Annotated in this window: 9 protein-coding genes and 4 pseudogenes; 2 read left to right on the forward strand and 11 right to left on the reverse strand. The window is 60.1% G+C overall.

Going from position 1 to position 14,205, the window contains the following annotated elements:
• A partial coding sequence (locus IVA74_RS09985) for a transposase (RefSeq protein WP_247340152.1) occupies positions 1-104 on the reverse strand: 104 nt, incomplete at its 3' end.
• A 375-nt stretch (positions 105-479) separates the two neighbouring features.
• Positions 480-1,730 carry a hypothetical protein gene (locus tag IVA74_RS09990; RefSeq protein WP_247342308.1) on the reverse strand — a complete coding sequence of 417 codons (1,251 nt, stop codon included), beginning with the start codon at positions 1,728-1,730 and terminating at the stop codon, positions 480-482.
• An 820-nt stretch (positions 1,731-2,550) separates the two neighbouring features.
• On the opposite strand from IVA74_RS09990, the gene IVA74_RS09995 reads away from it, so the two are divergent.
• Positions 2,551-2,697 carry a hypothetical protein gene (locus tag IVA74_RS09995; protein WP_247342312.1) on the forward strand — a complete coding sequence of 49 codons (147 nt, stop codon included), beginning with the start codon at positions 2,551-2,553 and terminating at the stop codon, positions 2,695-2,697.
• 2,094 nt (positions 2,698-4,791) lie between these two features.
• On the opposite strand, the gene IVA74_RS10000 is transcribed toward IVA74_RS09995, so the two are convergent.
• The 5 genes and pseudogenes from IVA74_RS10000 to IVA74_RS10020 form a co-directional block, all read right to left on the reverse strand.
• Positions 4,792-5,988, reverse strand: coding sequence for an MFS transporter (locus IVA74_RS10000; protein WP_247342315.1), 1,197 nt, complete (start codon positions 5,986-5,988; stop codon positions 4,792-4,794).
• 47 nt (positions 5,989-6,035) lie between these two features.
• A complete protein-coding gene (locus IVA74_RS10005) occupies positions 6,036-6,977 on the reverse strand; it encodes a sulfotransferase (protein ID WP_247342317.1) in 942 nt (313 codons plus the stop codon).
• Positions 6,978-7,006: 29 nt separating this feature from the next.
• A pseudogene (locus IVA74_RS10010) lies at positions 7,007-7,702 on the reverse strand (aminotransferase class III-fold pyridoxal phosphate-dependent enzyme); the annotation flags it as partial.
• Between the two features lie 632 nt (positions 7,703-8,334).
• Positions 8,335-9,603, reverse strand: coding sequence for a GMC oxidoreductase (locus tag IVA74_RS10015; RefSeq protein WP_247342324.1), 1,269 nt, complete (start codon positions 9,601-9,603; stop codon positions 8,335-8,337).
• Between the two features lie 276 nt (positions 9,604-9,879).
• A complete protein-coding gene (locus IVA74_RS10020) occupies positions 9,880-10,512 on the reverse strand; it encodes an outer membrane beta-barrel protein (RefSeq protein ID WP_247342327.1) in 633 nt (210 codons plus the stop codon).
• Positions 10,513-11,166: 654 nt separating this feature from the next.
• On the opposite strand from IVA74_RS10020, the gene IVA74_RS41130 reads away from it, so the two are divergent.
• A complete protein-coding gene (locus tag IVA74_RS41130; protein WP_247342333.1) occupies positions 11,167-11,508 on the forward strand; it encodes a hypothetical protein in 342 nt (113 codons plus the stop codon).
• Positions 11,509-11,512: 4 nt separating this feature from the next.
• On the opposite strand, the pseudogene IVA74_RS10035 reads toward IVA74_RS41130, so the two are convergent.
• The 4 genes and pseudogenes from IVA74_RS10035 to IVA74_RS10050 form a co-directional block, all read right to left on the reverse strand.
• Positions 11,513-11,671 (reverse strand): annotated as a pseudogene (locus IVA74_RS10035) (IS21 family transposase); the annotation flags it as partial.
• Between the two features lie 493 nt (positions 11,672-12,164).
• Positions 12,165-12,374, reverse strand: coding sequence for a hypothetical protein (locus tag IVA74_RS10040; RefSeq protein ID WP_247342330.1), 210 nt, complete (start codon positions 12,372-12,374; stop codon positions 12,165-12,167).
• A 206-nt stretch (positions 12,375-12,580) separates the two neighbouring features.
• Positions 12,581-13,680, reverse strand: a pseudogene (locus IVA74_RS10045) (ATP-binding protein).
• Positions 13,680-13,919, reverse strand: a pseudogene (locus tag IVA74_RS10050) (IS21 family transposase); the annotation flags it as partial. The pseudogenes IVA74_RS10050 and IVA74_RS10045, both read right to left, overlap by 1 nt.
• Positions 13,920-14,205 lie beyond the last annotated feature (286 nt).

Genomic DNA, 14,205 nt, shown 5'->3' on the forward strand with positions numbered 1-14,205 from the left:
TGAATACCAAGGTCTTTGGACGCCTGCGCATACGACACGCCGCGCTGCTTGATCAGCCGCACGGCCTCAAGCTTGAACTCCCGCGTAAACTGCCTTCTCTCCATGACGCACCTCCTGCTCCATAAAACACCTAACTTGGTGTCTTCGGAACCGGGTGCAGCTCAAACAGTGCGCGATCCATTCGTCTCCCCCCCCGTCTAAATGCAATTAGACAACGACGAGAAGTGTAGCACCGCGCGGCCATTTGTTAACGAATTTCGCTCGGAAAGGCGGCTTCACTCTCCGGTTGTCCCATACGTTACGCGTTGGGAACTGTTTGACTTTCTCAGTTCGAGGAACATGAGGTCTCTTGTTGTCCCATCGCGGCCCATTGCTACACCAGCGCTCGTGTCCGCGCCTGACTTCTAAGCAGACGTTCCCCAACGAAGCGGGCCGCACCTGGGGCTTCCTATGGATAACCTTGGTGCGGCCCTTGGCTGTTAGGCGGCCTTCACGAGGAAGCTCTTGGCTCCCCTCCCTTTTCCTTCCGAACCATACGTGACCCCCAGCTGCTTGAGCTTCAAGGTGGTGGGGTGGTTCTCGTCACGTAAGGCCTTCTGGAGGTCTTTCCGCTGGTAAGGCTTGAGGCCAAACTCGCGGCCGATGAGGCTCATGGAGGTCCTTCCGGGGCTTCGGTTTGACATGAAGATCACCAGTCGTTCGGCGGGCAGAACACGGCGGTCCATACGTATCTTGGGGCCATCGAGTTCAAAGTCCCAATCTCGCACTGAGACGTGGGGCAGCTCTTGACGGATGTACTCGAGGATTTCCGGGCCCCGCGCGCCGCTCGGTAGCACGATGAATACGTCCGTGGGAGCGCACCGGCCTTGCTCGTCAATGACCTTGCGAAGCCGTACCCGTCCCATCGCCTGTATGATCGATGTCGCGAGATGTCTGCGCTGCAGCAGCTCACGGACGTTGGTGTGTTCCTTCCAGCACGGGTTCTCGTGCCAGTCGTCATCCTGGACGCCTTTGAACGCAAAGAAGACATTGGTGCCCCAGATGCGATCCCTGAACGGTAGCCCGAAGATGACCGCCGTTTCAAAGTCCTTGTAATCGTTGCTGCCATCGATTGCGCCCCAATGCGCTGAAGCCACTTCGGTTACCCCAAGGTCCGCCTGGGTGGGCACCAGATGCTCAACGTGCTTGTGGACGCAGAAAAGGACTTTGCGGTCTTCCGATAGCCGTTCAGCAAGATTTGCCTGTAACTGTGGAAATCGCTTTGTTGCCAGCTCCTCCATTTTCGTCTTGCCGATGCTTGCGGTGCGGGCGACGTGAAGAGTTACGTTGCTGTAGTCACGAACACCGGGAGGCGTCGGAATGATGTCGGCACGGTCTTCCATGAGCTGGTACATCAGATCGACACCGGCCGTTGCGTCGAGGACCACTGGCCCCGGAAGCTCCAGCGGGACCGCGAGGGCCGCAGAATTTAGCGAGTGCTGGTTGCCCGTGAGCGTCATCAAGGCATACTGATCTAACAGCGCTTCAGCGGCACCGAGTACCTTGTCGTACCGCATAGCGAGACGTTGACGCTCCTTCTCGTCGTCCCTGCCGATTTGCTTGTCATACCTGAGCTGACGCATAGCGCCTTTCAGCGCGGTTAGGTCCGCCGATACCGGAGCCTCACCCTCTACCCATGCCAGCGAAGTGCCGACCTCGAACCCATCATTGAGGCCCGCATGAACCAGCATACTCTCCCGCAGGGTCTCTAAGACTTCCACCTCTTTCGTGTGAGCTAGGGCGCATCAGACGGCGCCTTTCTCATGTAAGGCCGGTACTTCGGCTCCTGAGTTGTTGAAATCATTGAGGTCGAGGCTGAAAACCAATATTTCTTCAATGATTTGGCATCATGGCCAAAGGGGCAGGATTGGCAGATGCGCTTACGCCAATATACTCAGCGGCCTGCATGCGTGACGGTCCGCGCGGCGGCAATGATGTAGGCAGATCGCTTTGACGTTGAGGTCGGAGACTAGCTTCGTTCATTACTTCAGTCCCGAATACAAAATTGCAAAACCTGTTCGGTCTATTGCGGACGATTTAGTTTTGGTTCTACGGCCAAGCCGATCTCACTTCGGCTGCGTACCATCATTAAAGAGTTCCGCTAGAGACCAGAGAGTGAGCATTCCAAATGACCTCATTTGTACAAAGTCTATTTGCGGATCGGGTGAATCCATCGGCTCGTCATCGATGGTCCGATAGTAATGGATCGTCTCCGCCAAATCGGGCTCGAACGAACCCTCAGGTGTGCGTTCGAGTCTTAATCGTTGCAGTCGATCTAGGGGCGTAGAGATCAACTTTGATATTGATGTGATAGGGATATTCGCCGCGCTGAGGGATGATCCCGTTGCTATTTGGCAGCAGCGCGCCTTTCGACAAATGGTCGATTATCCACGAAAGAGCTTCCAACAATGAGTGTCCATCAGAAAGGCCGCACAACGCCTATTGTCAGCCAGCTGCCAAATGTTGCCCTTCAACAGATCTACGGCATGCAGGTTCGCATAGGATTCGTAGTTGGCGATGCTCATTGCCGGTCCGGATATCGGCGTGGCGGCGACGGCAATGAGAAGAGCGGCTGCATCACTTGGTGACGCAGTTGCCGATCAGCCGCGATCTGAGATCTTCCGCTGCCCGTTGATATTCCCGAAGATAATCGCGTAACGACGGGTTGATGAACGAAACGGTGGTCGAGCTGATAGCGAGAATCCGCTTTCCATTATCTTCAATGCCTCTTCAAAGTCCTTCGGGCCCGCCCCAATCCTGAACTGCCCGCACATTGCTGCGTGGGTCGCGTCGAAAACCAGTCTGAGGTCGGAGATCCGAGACCCTAATTCGCTGCAGAAGAAAAGGCCGATCAAAAGGTGCCGGCATTTGTCTGGGATATTTTTGAACGGCTTTTCCCAAAGGTCGTTTGGGGATCGAGGCTGGAAATGCAGAAGTCGGGATATCCCGCTACGCTGACGGCCTCGGTGTTCAGGGTGTCAGTAATGGCGCGAATGGTTCTTGGATTGTAGTTCTTGTGATCAATGATTGAAGCTAGCGTTTCGTGATCGATAAGCGCCCCGAGATACTCTTCACCGAGATCCGATGTCGCGAGGTGATTGTAGAGGATGTGCGCCTTGATGCGCCTTGTGTACTTGCCGAACCGAGATGGTCCGCAGCCTCTTTTCGATCCGGCTCGTCCACACCATTCAGGTCGACCGCCCCGTACCCGGTCGCCGTTCCAGGCGCCGCTGCCGAATCCTTGGTATGGGACGACCTGGGGCCGCCCGGCGCCCGGACGGGTCAGCCGTCGCGATGAGACCCACCGCCGAATTCGCCGAACGCGGCGCCGCCCCGCACAGGTCAGCGTCCGGGCGAGAATCGACGAGAGGAGGGAAGCACGCCTGCCCCCCAGACGCCTCCAAATCGCCTGAGGTTGATGGCCTGCCGGGCCGATCCGGTGGTACACAGCGGCGGTCACAAAACTCGACCCGTTTTTTTGCATCCTTGTTTTTAGGCGGTTTTAGTGTATTCGCGGGATCGGGGGAGGGAGTCCCACTCTCTCCGCCACCGATTTTCAGTGGCGAAAAAATCCTTCAAAGTCAGAGGTTTCGTGAACCGATGGCTTTTTGCGGTGGAGCACTACGGTGTAGCACTCTCCACCATGATTTTATGACATTCTCGACTCGAAAGTCCGGGCGACAGAGGCGATCGGCGCTGAATCCTCGCGCAGCCGCTGGATCGACGCTCGCGTCGTTTGGAGAGCGCAAGGAGCGTACCGTGAGGGCCGACGGCGAGGGGGTTTCAGGTGCTCGACGGCAAAGAGGGCGCGCCCTCACGGGTCAATTTCACTCCGTTCCCACCAGAGAGGGCTTGTCCGCCTCGCGAGTCATTGCTTCCCGTGCACGTCGTCCGCGGCTGCGCGCAACCTGCTGGGCCCGAGAAAGCCGTCCTGCCCGACGCGCGCCTCGCTCCGGGATAGCCGCTCTCCGATTGATGGAACGGTATTGCGTTTCGTCACGAAAATCCAAGAGCAGTTCTGCGCCGCAGGCAGCACTGAGCCGCTTTCTTGCAACCTTGAGACTGGCATGAGATGCCTATCGCGCAGCGGTCGACAAGCGAAATGTCCTTGCGCAGGAACAGCCAGCGCAACCTGATGATCAGCGAGACCAAATGGCGCTCAAAAGACACTCCACTTTGCTCCGGGAAAATACATTTCGCCCCAATCAGCCCGTTGTAGTGAAAGAACTAAAGAGCTCTTGTTGAAACAAGAGCCCTGATCGGGTGGTCGAACCGGCGGCAGCTTATGATTCGCTTCCGTGAATTAAGTCGCCGCCTGCGCGATAGAGTTTCCGATTCTCACTAGGCAATTCGCTTGGACCTGGCCCACATACTTGCAAGTCTCGGTGGCCAACATGAAGAAGGATCTACACGAGGCCTCCACAGCCGGGAATTGGTGCGAAAAACTCTAGCCAAAATCGTCACACTCGGCTGCCGCCCCTGATCGATGAGCTGTCCCTGGTTAAGGGTGACGGTCGCATCGCCGCGCGCATGAAAAGCCTCGCCAGGGTCGATCTCCTCATCCTTGATGGTGTGAACGGCCTCACCTCAACGGCATCATAGTGCCAAGGCGTGGCCGCCAGAGCGCCACAAAGAAGGAAGACCGTCCGCGACGAAGTTTACGTTGATCCGCCACAACGTCAGGCCGCCGTAGCTCGCGATCGCCGAGCTCGGGGATCTTCATACACAGCCCTGTCTGCCAATCCGTAGCGATCAGAGATGCAAGCTGTGCTTATGACGTAGGGGCGATCGCCAGATCCACAGCACGGAGGCCGCGCCCAGCACGCTGCTGGCCAATAGCGTAGTGCGCAGGCCAGGCCCGGCGCCGACCACACCGCCAAGCAGTGCACCTAGTGGTGCAAGCCCCCACACTACGCTTCGGATGCTCGCGTTGACACGACCCTGCACCCGGTCCGGAGCTAGCGCGTATCGAACGAGGACCTGGTGTACGTTGTAGATCTCCTGACCGAACCACAGCACGAACTGCGAAAGCGCCACGCACACGATTGCCGCCCATCGCGGCTGCGTGAGAAGCGCTGTCAGAGTCATGCCTGCGGCGCTGAGCGCCAGGGCGACCATCAACACAGGCCCAAGGCCTATCGTGCGGCCGGCCCACGATGCGGTGAGCGCACCCACCACACCACCGAGGGCGCCGATGCTGAGTACTACCCCTGTCGTCCAGCCGTCCAAAGCTAGATGCTTCGTCAAATAGAGCAGAAAGACAGCGGAGTAAGCGTTGTAGCAGAAGATGAAGCTGCCGGTGGCCAACGTGACAGCACGCAGAATTGGGTTGCCAAACACCGTCGTCAGTCCTTCCGTGATCTGACCGAGTACCGAACCTGATCCAGCGGGCGGTGGCTCAGCCGCCCGCATTGGCACCAGTAGCAGCAACGCGGTCGCGAGCACGAAAGAGGCCGAGTCGGCGAGAATTGCGAACGGCGCGGAGAACGCGCTGACTAGCCAGCCTGCGAGGAATGGACCGACTGCCACAACGCCAGATCTGCTGAGCTGCCAGGAACTCTGCGCCCTGACGAGTCGAGCCCGATCCACGACCGTCGGCACACATGCCAAATAGGCCAAGTCGGCGATAACTGCGGCCGTCCCGACAAGCGTGGTCGCCATATATAGCAGGAACATTCCGAGTTGCCCAAGGCTGGCGAGAATCGGAATCGTTGCGAGCGTTACCGCCATCACCAAATTAGCGGTCAGCAGGATGCATCGGTGTGGGAGGCGGTCCACGAGCACCCCGGCGAACAGGCCGATCATCAGGTTCGGCGCCCGGCCGCAGGCAAGCAGTAGCCCGGTCTGTGCCGGGCCGGCCTCCAGCAGAGTGATTGCTGTCAGCGGTAGCGCCAGCACGGTCACTTCGGAACCCAATTCCGACACCGTACGCCCGGCGAGCAGTGCCAAATAGCTGCGTGGCAATCCACGAGCTGTTGTGGAGATCTCAGCGGGATTCACGCGTCGATGACCAGGCTCGAGGCCGACAAATAGCCCAATCGGGCCAATTCACTGCCGGCGATGCCCTCGAACTCCGCGATCTGCGCGGGCGTCAAATCCTGCGTGTGGCGACCAAGGCGACCGGCGTGCAAAGGCTTGCCCGTGGACTCGGCCGCCGGGTGGCCGTAGGGCCGTTCGAACAATGCGTGCTCACATTCGGCGTGTCGCAGCACGGCCCCGTCCCAGGGCAAGTGCAAGTGATTCAGAACTCGCATAAGGCTGGAGCGGGGACTCGTCACCAGATCTTCATAGCGAACCTCAAGATAGCGCTCTGGCGGCGCGAGGCGATGCGGCTGAAATACAATCTCGCGCCAGCCGTGCGCGGCTTCAGCTACGGTCCGGTAACCCCACTCCGGTACGGTTCTCAAATGCGAGGCCGCTAGGTCGCGACCATCGCGTACGATGTGCACGAAATGCGCATCTGGCCACAGACCAGCGAAGACGTCGATTTGGGCGATCTTGCGTTGCAGCTTCAGGCCCCATCGCTTGGCTCCGGTTTGCGCTCTGCGGAACTCACCAATCTCGTTGATCAGACTGCATCTGTCGGTGAACGAAACGATGTCGCTCGCTAACTCCTTCATCACGTTCGTGACGAGTCTACGCACGTCGTCGAAGTTCAAGCCGAACCGCAGGCATTGCACTACGAAGTGCGCGCCGTCATACCAGAACGGGTCGATTGCGCTTTTGACAATGCCGGTGACCCGTGGGTCATTAGCAGCGAGCAAGTCGGTCGCGTCCAGGACATGCGGGCCGAGGTTCGGCGGTTCTAGGAAATCGATCTCCGGCCCAACGACCAGATCGCGATGCGAATCCAGCACGACGCTCAGCAAGGTCGTGCCGGACCGGTTATCGCCCCCGAGCAGAACCGGCGAGGTGGAGAACGCGGCGGCCTCGAGCATGGCGGTGTCCCCTATTCGACTTCTCGTGTTCATGGATGGCTCGGCTCGGTGAACCAACGCCGGACCGAATCCGCGGTTGCGAGGAAGTGATCACCGGCAAACCGCACCGCCGCGGCCATCAGGTCCGTATCGCGGCCAGTACTCTCTAGTCGAACCAGAGCCGCCGGCAACGCCTGCCCGGCGGCTTCAATCGCGGCCTGCACGTCTGCATCGGACAGCGCGGCAGACGGCATGAAACGGCCACCGTACTGCATAAGGAAGCCGCGCGACCACATCTCCTGGAAGAACGCGAAACCAAGATCGGCGTTGGCAAACACGACGTCGAACATCGTGGGCCATGCGAACGCGCGAGCCCGCACCTGTTGGCTAGCGAAGACCCCGTTGAGACCGTTGATAATTTGCATGCCAACCTGTCGCATCCGGGCGAGCGCGGCGCCGTTGCGCAGGGCATCCAGGGTGCTCAGCGCTGCCGCAAATGGGGTGATCTCGCGTTGATAGGTGTTGCCCAGGTAGGTCTTCTCGGCGGCGTTGAGCACCTCCGCTCGCCCTGCGATCGCCGAAAGTGCCATGCCGTTGGCCAGTCCCTTGCTAAGTGTGATCAGGTCGGGTGCAAGCCCGACCGCGGTGTGATAGCCGCCGAGGCCGTAGCGGAATCCTGTCATAACCTCGTCCAGGATAAGCAGGGCGCCGCGCCGGTGGACGAGATTTTGCAATTCCCGGTGATATTCGGGTGGGAAGTGACCTCGGCTGTGATGATTACCGCGGCGACGCGCTGCTCACCGGAAAGTTTCTCGAATAGGTCGAGATCGTAGCGGAAGTCGACACTGTCCCGGTCCCGTTCGGGGTAGCCCCATCGCGGGACGGTCCTGCAATTGCCAGTCGTGCCAACCGTGATACCCGCTGGTAAGCACCAGATTCGTACCCATGTGCGCGCGAGCTAGGCGGATTGCGGCGGTCGTAGCGCAGGAGCGGGTGCGGAAAAACAACGAGCGTTGCGCTCGTGGGAATATCTCCGCGAGCCGTTCGGCCAGCTCGATCCGGTGCACGGACAATGGCCCGGGCAGGATGCCGCCGGTGCGGCGCAGCTCTGAGACGACATGATCGACGACCGGTTCATATCCGGCTCCGAGCGGTGCAGCTCCACCACAGGAGGTGAGATCCACGTATCGTCTTCCGTCGACATCCCAGACATGCGCGCCGGAGGCACGGCTCATCACGAGGGGAAAACGCCGATTGAGATCCCATTTCTCTGACGCGGTAACCCGTAAGGCACGGCGCAGTGCCGATTTGTGCGTATCCGTCACCGCCAACGTGGCATGGGGCGTGCTGAGCATAAGAATTCTCCGGTCTCAGCCGATCAGGCCAGTTGCGTGATGATTCTGCGCGCGATCCGCAGCGCATTCGCCTGAATGGTGAAGGTCGGGTTGACCCCTCCGGGATACGGGAAGAACCCGCCGTCCGCGACGTAGAGATTGTCGATGTCGTGCACGCGACCCCAGCGGTCGACCACGGACTCCCTTGGATCATTCCCCGCTCGACAGCCACCATGCAGATGACCGCTACCGAACTGATACATGGACTCCTCGTAAGCGATCTTTTTCACGCCCGCCGCAGCAAGCAGGTCCGACGCGCGCCGGGACAAATAACCTAATCGCCGCTTGTCCAGTGGATGAGTCCGGTATTCGAGAATGATGTTGGACAAGCCTAGCTGATCGTGACTGTTAGCTAGTCGAACCGCGTTGCTGCGCATAGGTTGGTCGGCCGCTAGGAAATGCACTCTCAGCGTGACGTTTCGGCCACGGACCTCCCGCTGTGCCGGACTAGCTTCGTAAATAAGTCCGCCTAGCCCGGAGGGTGCCTCGGCGTCGAGGTAATGATCGGTCATTGCAACGGTTGAGAACGGCCCGCCGGGCGGATGCGAAGGCACGCGGTCGATCGTGACGGTGCCAGACACGTAGCCGCTGACCTTGAAGCAGATGCCGCGCCCGAGCATGCCACTGGCGTTGCCGATGCCGTTAGGCGCCGCTCGCTGCGCTGAGCGTAGCAACAAGGCGGCAGATTGAATCGCATTGCCAGCGAGCACCACGCAGCGGGCGCGGACCCGGGCGCGGTGCCGAGTGAGCACGTCCAGCCATTCCACGGAGTCCGCGCGGCCAAGGCTACCAAGCGCGATATGTACAGCTTTGCTGCCAGGGGCGATCGACAGCGCGCCCGGCGGCAGGGAGACGTCAGTGAACGAGGACCGCGCATCGGCCCGCGCGCCGCTTGGACAGAGGTGTTCGTTACAGGGGCCGCAGCGGTCACAAGCCGCGTGGCCGCGGTACGGGATAGAATTGATTGCCAGCGGGGTGGGAAATGGCAGCCGGCCGAGACGTCCGCCCGCAGTCGCGATCAGTTCGCCCTGCAAGCTATATCTGTGCGGCGGCAGCACGGCGGGATCGCTGGGGGGCTCGAGCGGATCGGCACCAGCTAGTCTAGCTATCCCGATCCGCTGTTCGAGCTCCTCGTAGTAGGGACGTAGTATATCGTAATCGACAGGCCAGACCGGATCGAGCGCGTCCGCGGCGACATGCGCTCTCGCGTCGAAATCGACGGTGCGATAGCGGAATGCGATGCCTGCGTACAATGTCAACCCACCGCCGAGCGCCGAGACTGTCCAGGGTCGACCCAACGGCCTCAATGTACCGGTAGGAGCGCGCGCCAGGGCGGCATCATCGACGCCGTTTCGAACCGTTGCCAGTGAGGCACCGGCGGGAAGCGTCCGGCCTGCTTCGAGGACGAGCACCCGGAATCCTTTTCGGGCGATCTCGTGGGCGACGATTGAGCCACTGGCGCCACTGCCAACTACACATACGTCAACGGACTTGGACGTCATTGTCCCACCTGTCGCAAGAGATAGCTGCTAGAAAGGCTGCTTGTGCTGGGGGATGATCGCAAATGGCGGACCCTGCATGGTCGGGGGTGTCGCCAGACGTGTCCCATCAAAGCTCATGTAATCGTACTCGAATTTCAAGGACCAAGCAGGCGTGAGCGCTTGCTCAATGCCGGCTCCGACGGTCCAACCGAAACGGCCGTAATCGAATTGCGTGACGTGCCGCGGAAAGCCGGCAAAGCTTTCATCCCAGAATTCGTTGTTGTTGGCGATCTCGCCGCGATTGTTTTGCCAGGCCACCCCTGCCTTGACGTAGCCCAGCGTGCGGCCCTGCGGGCCAAACGCGTAGCCGACACGAGCGGTCCCTGAGACAAAGACGTTTGGACCTGCTTTGCAGGTAGCAATCACGACATTGCCTGAGAAGGCAAGGCAGCTGTTCGTGCCATCGGAGACAGCATGGCTCGCGTCTAACTCGGCGCCGAACACCCAGCCATTCGTCTGCCAATTGTAGCCGATCTGTCCTCCGGCCAGAAACACAGGCGTGTTGACGATGTCGCCATAAATTGATGGACCGTAGGGGTCACTGAAGGAAGTGCGGCCATGGCCGCCGCCGCCGTGCACGCCGATATATCCTCCAGTCCAGCTCCACAGAGCCACTTTCATGGCCGGATGGAGATCCGCTGAATGGGCGGCGCCAGATGCGACGAGTGCAAATGCTGCTGCGCCCCAAAAAAGAACTCCAGATCCCATATCACCACTCAACAAACGACGATCTTCAATGCAGCTCGAGGCGTGCGTTGTGTTATCGCTTCTACGCCGCGTGTGGTGTGCAGGATCCGGGCCAGCGCGCGCTATGCACATTCCGGGTTTTTTGGTCGCGATGTCATCTTTCCGACAAGACCCGTTGTGATCGAAACAAGCCGTGCGTCTTTGGTGAAACACAACGCATGCTGTACGCGGCACCGCCGATCGACCGTTCCAGCCAACGCTCTTGCAAAAGGCGGTGATTGCTTCAATCTTCTTGCACCCGCGCGGTGAAATAGCAGTCCAAGAAAGTTCAGCTGAGATACATCAAATCGCAGCTGAATTGCTGGACATATAAACACCGATCGCAAACGCTATCTGGGCCGCGTGATCACAGCAGCAGGCTATGTCAGCTGGGAGGAGTTCATGGCCGACCAGGGGCGACTGGCAGATAACGTCTGCCGCTATGAGGCGGGACACTCTGGCGTTCCGCGCAAGGGGCAGCTCTGTTACAACGAATTGCGATCTGCGGCCGTTGCGGACGGCGCATGAGCATGCGCTACACGGGCCCGAATGCCGATCATCCGGTCTATTGCTGCCGTTCAGATCGGGATCAGCAAGGCAGTGCACTTTGCCAGGAAGTCCGGACCTTTGGCGGTTGACCCGCTGGTTGAGCCGGTGGTCCTCGATGCCCTGGTGCCGGATCAGATTGAGATCGCACTCGCGGCGGCGGGCCAACTGGAGCAGGAGAGCCGTCAGCTCGGGCGCCAGGCGCTTCGGGTGGAGCGCGCCCGCTACGAGGCCGAGCGCGATCGGCGTCAGTATGACGCCGTAGAGCCCGAGAACCGTCTTGTGGCGCGCTCGCTTGAGCGGGTTTGGGAAGAGAAGCTGCGTGTCGTCGAGACGGTCGAGTAGCAGGATCGGTCATCCCCTCCGGAAGCGGCCAACTTGACCCAGCAGAGCGGGCGCGGCTCAGATAGCCGTGCACAGCGCCGTTGCTGCCGACGCTCCGTGCGAAGGCCCGCTCCGGTGCGCCTTGAACATCCTTCAACCGAAGGACTTCCTTGATCCGGCGCATCGACAATCTCTCCGGTAGGCATTGGGCTTCCTCGTTAACGACGAGGTCATCCCTAAGCCGTAGAGTTGTCGGCCGAAGCGGCGCAAGCCTCCGAAAACCTCGCTCACGATCCCGCGAAATCGTTGCTCACGATCGTCTGAAACCTCTGCTCACCATCCCCTGAAATCCGCGCTCACGATCCTGCGAAACGCGCACGCATTGGATTTGGCTCGCGCCGATAAAGACCAGATGCTCCTGCGTTCCGAATGGCACTATCAGCGCTTCCAAGAGGAGGCGCTCAGTTGGCCAAGAACCAATCCGGGATGAAGAACGTGGCCGCGCGCATGGAGCACTGCCAGCTGGCTATTTGCCCCCCGGTGACGCCGCTAAAGAAGCCGGCAAAGACCGGTCAGCCGAAAATCTCCAAAAATCGCAAGCTGGCGCTAGGATTTCAGTTGCGGTCTCCCGCTGAGAAAGCGGTGACATACGACACACCCGAGCGCTTACTTGTGACTTATTTCGCCGCCGGCTTCATCATCGCTTCGACTTCTGCGCGAAAAGCCTGGCCCGATGCATCACGCGAGTAGAACATGAGGCCGCTCGGATAGACCGTGAGTTTGACGCGCGGCCCTGAGGCAAAGGCGGGCAACTGATCGAGCAAGAGCTGCGAGCGGAAATAGGGCGTTACGAGGTCGAACAGGCCGTGCCCGACCAGCACCTTCATTTTCGGATCCGTCGCAAGGATCTGGCGCAGCTCAAACAAGGACTGCGGGGGACCGGCGCCAAAATCCCAGGCGCGCGTAACCGCGGCGTTGCTCAACTTCATAAGAGCCATCTGGCCGCCAGTTCAGCTTGCGCGTCAGGAGATCGACGGCTGCACTGGTCAGCGGCGCCCGACGCGTCTCGCCCGAGGGATCGCCAAATCCGGGGCTACCGAAATCCGGATAGGGATCGAAGCCACGCACGGAGGCGTCGTAGAGGCCGGTCACCTCGCCGTTGTTGCGGTCGAGCTCGCGGCTGAATTCGGTGATACCGAAGCGGCCCCCGAGCCTGCGGCACTGTCTGGTCAATGCCGGTTAGCGTGGCGACCTTGTCAGCCAGCCGCGTGGTCGCCTCCTTGTCCACCTTGCCTTTGACGAGGTCGGTCAGGAACTCGCCGCGCGCGTAAGCTTCGACGTCGGCGAGATCGGTCCGCTTCACCGGTCCCTTGGCTCCGCGCACGGTCGCGACATAGCTCGGCAGCGTTGCGACGTATCGAAGAAGGCTCGTGCCAGACTCGCGGTAGTCAAACACGGGTGAGATCATGATCAGACCCTTGACGCGGACGCCCTGCTGCATCTGCAACTGGCGCACCACCTTTGGCCCGCGAATACCGCCATAGCTTTCGCCCGTGACATATTTTGGCGACAACAATCGGTCGTGCTTCTCGAGCCAGCGGCGGATCACCAGAGCGAGCGCGTTGACATCGCCGTCCACGGAAAAGAACTGCTTGCGGACATCCTCGCCGGTCGCCGCGAAGCGGCTATAGCGGGTCCCGACCGGATCGATAAAGACGAGGTCGGTGAAATCGAGCCAAGTCTCCGCATTGGGCTTCACCTCCGGAGAGGTCGATGGTGTGACCTCGTCGGCATTGATCGGCAGCCGCCAAGGACCGGCAGATCGGATGCAGCTTCTGGCGATGGCGATGGCCATATGTGTTTTGCCGGTGCCGGTACCGCCGACCAGAACGGCGTTACGTTGCTGGGCGATGAAGCCGCCGCCGGCGAGATCATTGACCAGGGTCTGTTGATGGGGGTGCCTTCGAACTGGAAGTCCTCAAGGTCCTTGGCAAGCGGCAGCTTGGCGATGGTGAGCTGGTACTTGATCGAGCGGGCCTGCTTCTCGTTGATCTCGGCATTGAGCAGGTCGCCGACAATGCGTTGGGGTTCGTGCTGGCGTTTGATGGCGGTCGCCATGATCTCGTCGAAGGCAGCCTTCACGCCGTAGAGCTTGAGCTCACCCATGAGATCGAACAGTTGAGTACGCTCCATCAGATGGTTCTCCTGAGGTGGTCGTAACGAGCACAGTCGGCGATCGGGTCATGGCGCAATGTCAGCGCAACCGGGGTGAGGATGTTGGCCGGCGGCGCAGGATCACGCTGGCGGGCCAGAACGTTAAGCACGACATCGGCGGAATGAACGCCCTGAGCGATCGCCTCGGCACAGGTCGCCTCGACGGCCGGCAAGCCGTCGGTCAGAACCGCGTTGAGGATGTCGACCATCTGCCGGTTAAGGGCGCGGTGCACGCCGCTATTACGCAACCATGGTCCAATGGCCAAGTGGAAGCGCAGATCACTAAGCTCAAGCTGGTCAAACGGCAGATGTACGGGCGCGCTAAGCTCGACCTCCTTCAGGCAAGGCTGATTGGCGCGCCATAAAAACAATCACGATCATCGAATATGCGTCAGAGCCAATATTGGCTCTGACTCACTTTTGATGAAGTTCAGGCGCCGGCTCGCGTTGGTTTCACAAGGGAATCAACATGATGCAGCGAGCCCTGCGACCGTCGGCCCTGAT

The organism is Bradyrhizobium sp. 132, from assembly GCF_023074185.1.
Taxonomy (GTDB): Bacteria; Pseudomonadota; Alphaproteobacteria; order Rhizobiales; family Xanthobacteraceae; genus Bradyrhizobium.

Bases quoted from the DNA above. Each gene is read 5' to 3' on its own strand.
- IVA74_RS10040 (WP_247342330.1), bottom strand. From the start codon at position 12,374: ATGAAGGTGCTGGTCGGGCACGGCCTGTTCGACCTCGTAACGCCCTAT.
- IVA74_RS09990 (WP_247342308.1), bottom strand. From the start codon at position 1,730: ATGCTGGTTCATGCGGGCCTCAATGATGGGTTCGAGGTCGGCACTTCG.
- IVA74_RS41130 (WP_247342333.1), top strand. From the start codon at position 11,167: ATGCCGATCATCCGGTCTATTGCTGCCGTTCAGATCGGGATCAGCAAG.
- IVA74_RS10005 (WP_247342317.1), bottom strand. From the start codon at position 6,977: ATGCTCGAGGCCGCCGCGTTCTCCACCTCGCCGGTTCTGCTCGGGGGC.
- IVA74_RS10020 (WP_247342327.1), bottom strand. From the start codon at position 10,512: ATGAAAGTGGCTCTGTGGAGCTGGACTGGAGGATATATCGGCGTGCAC.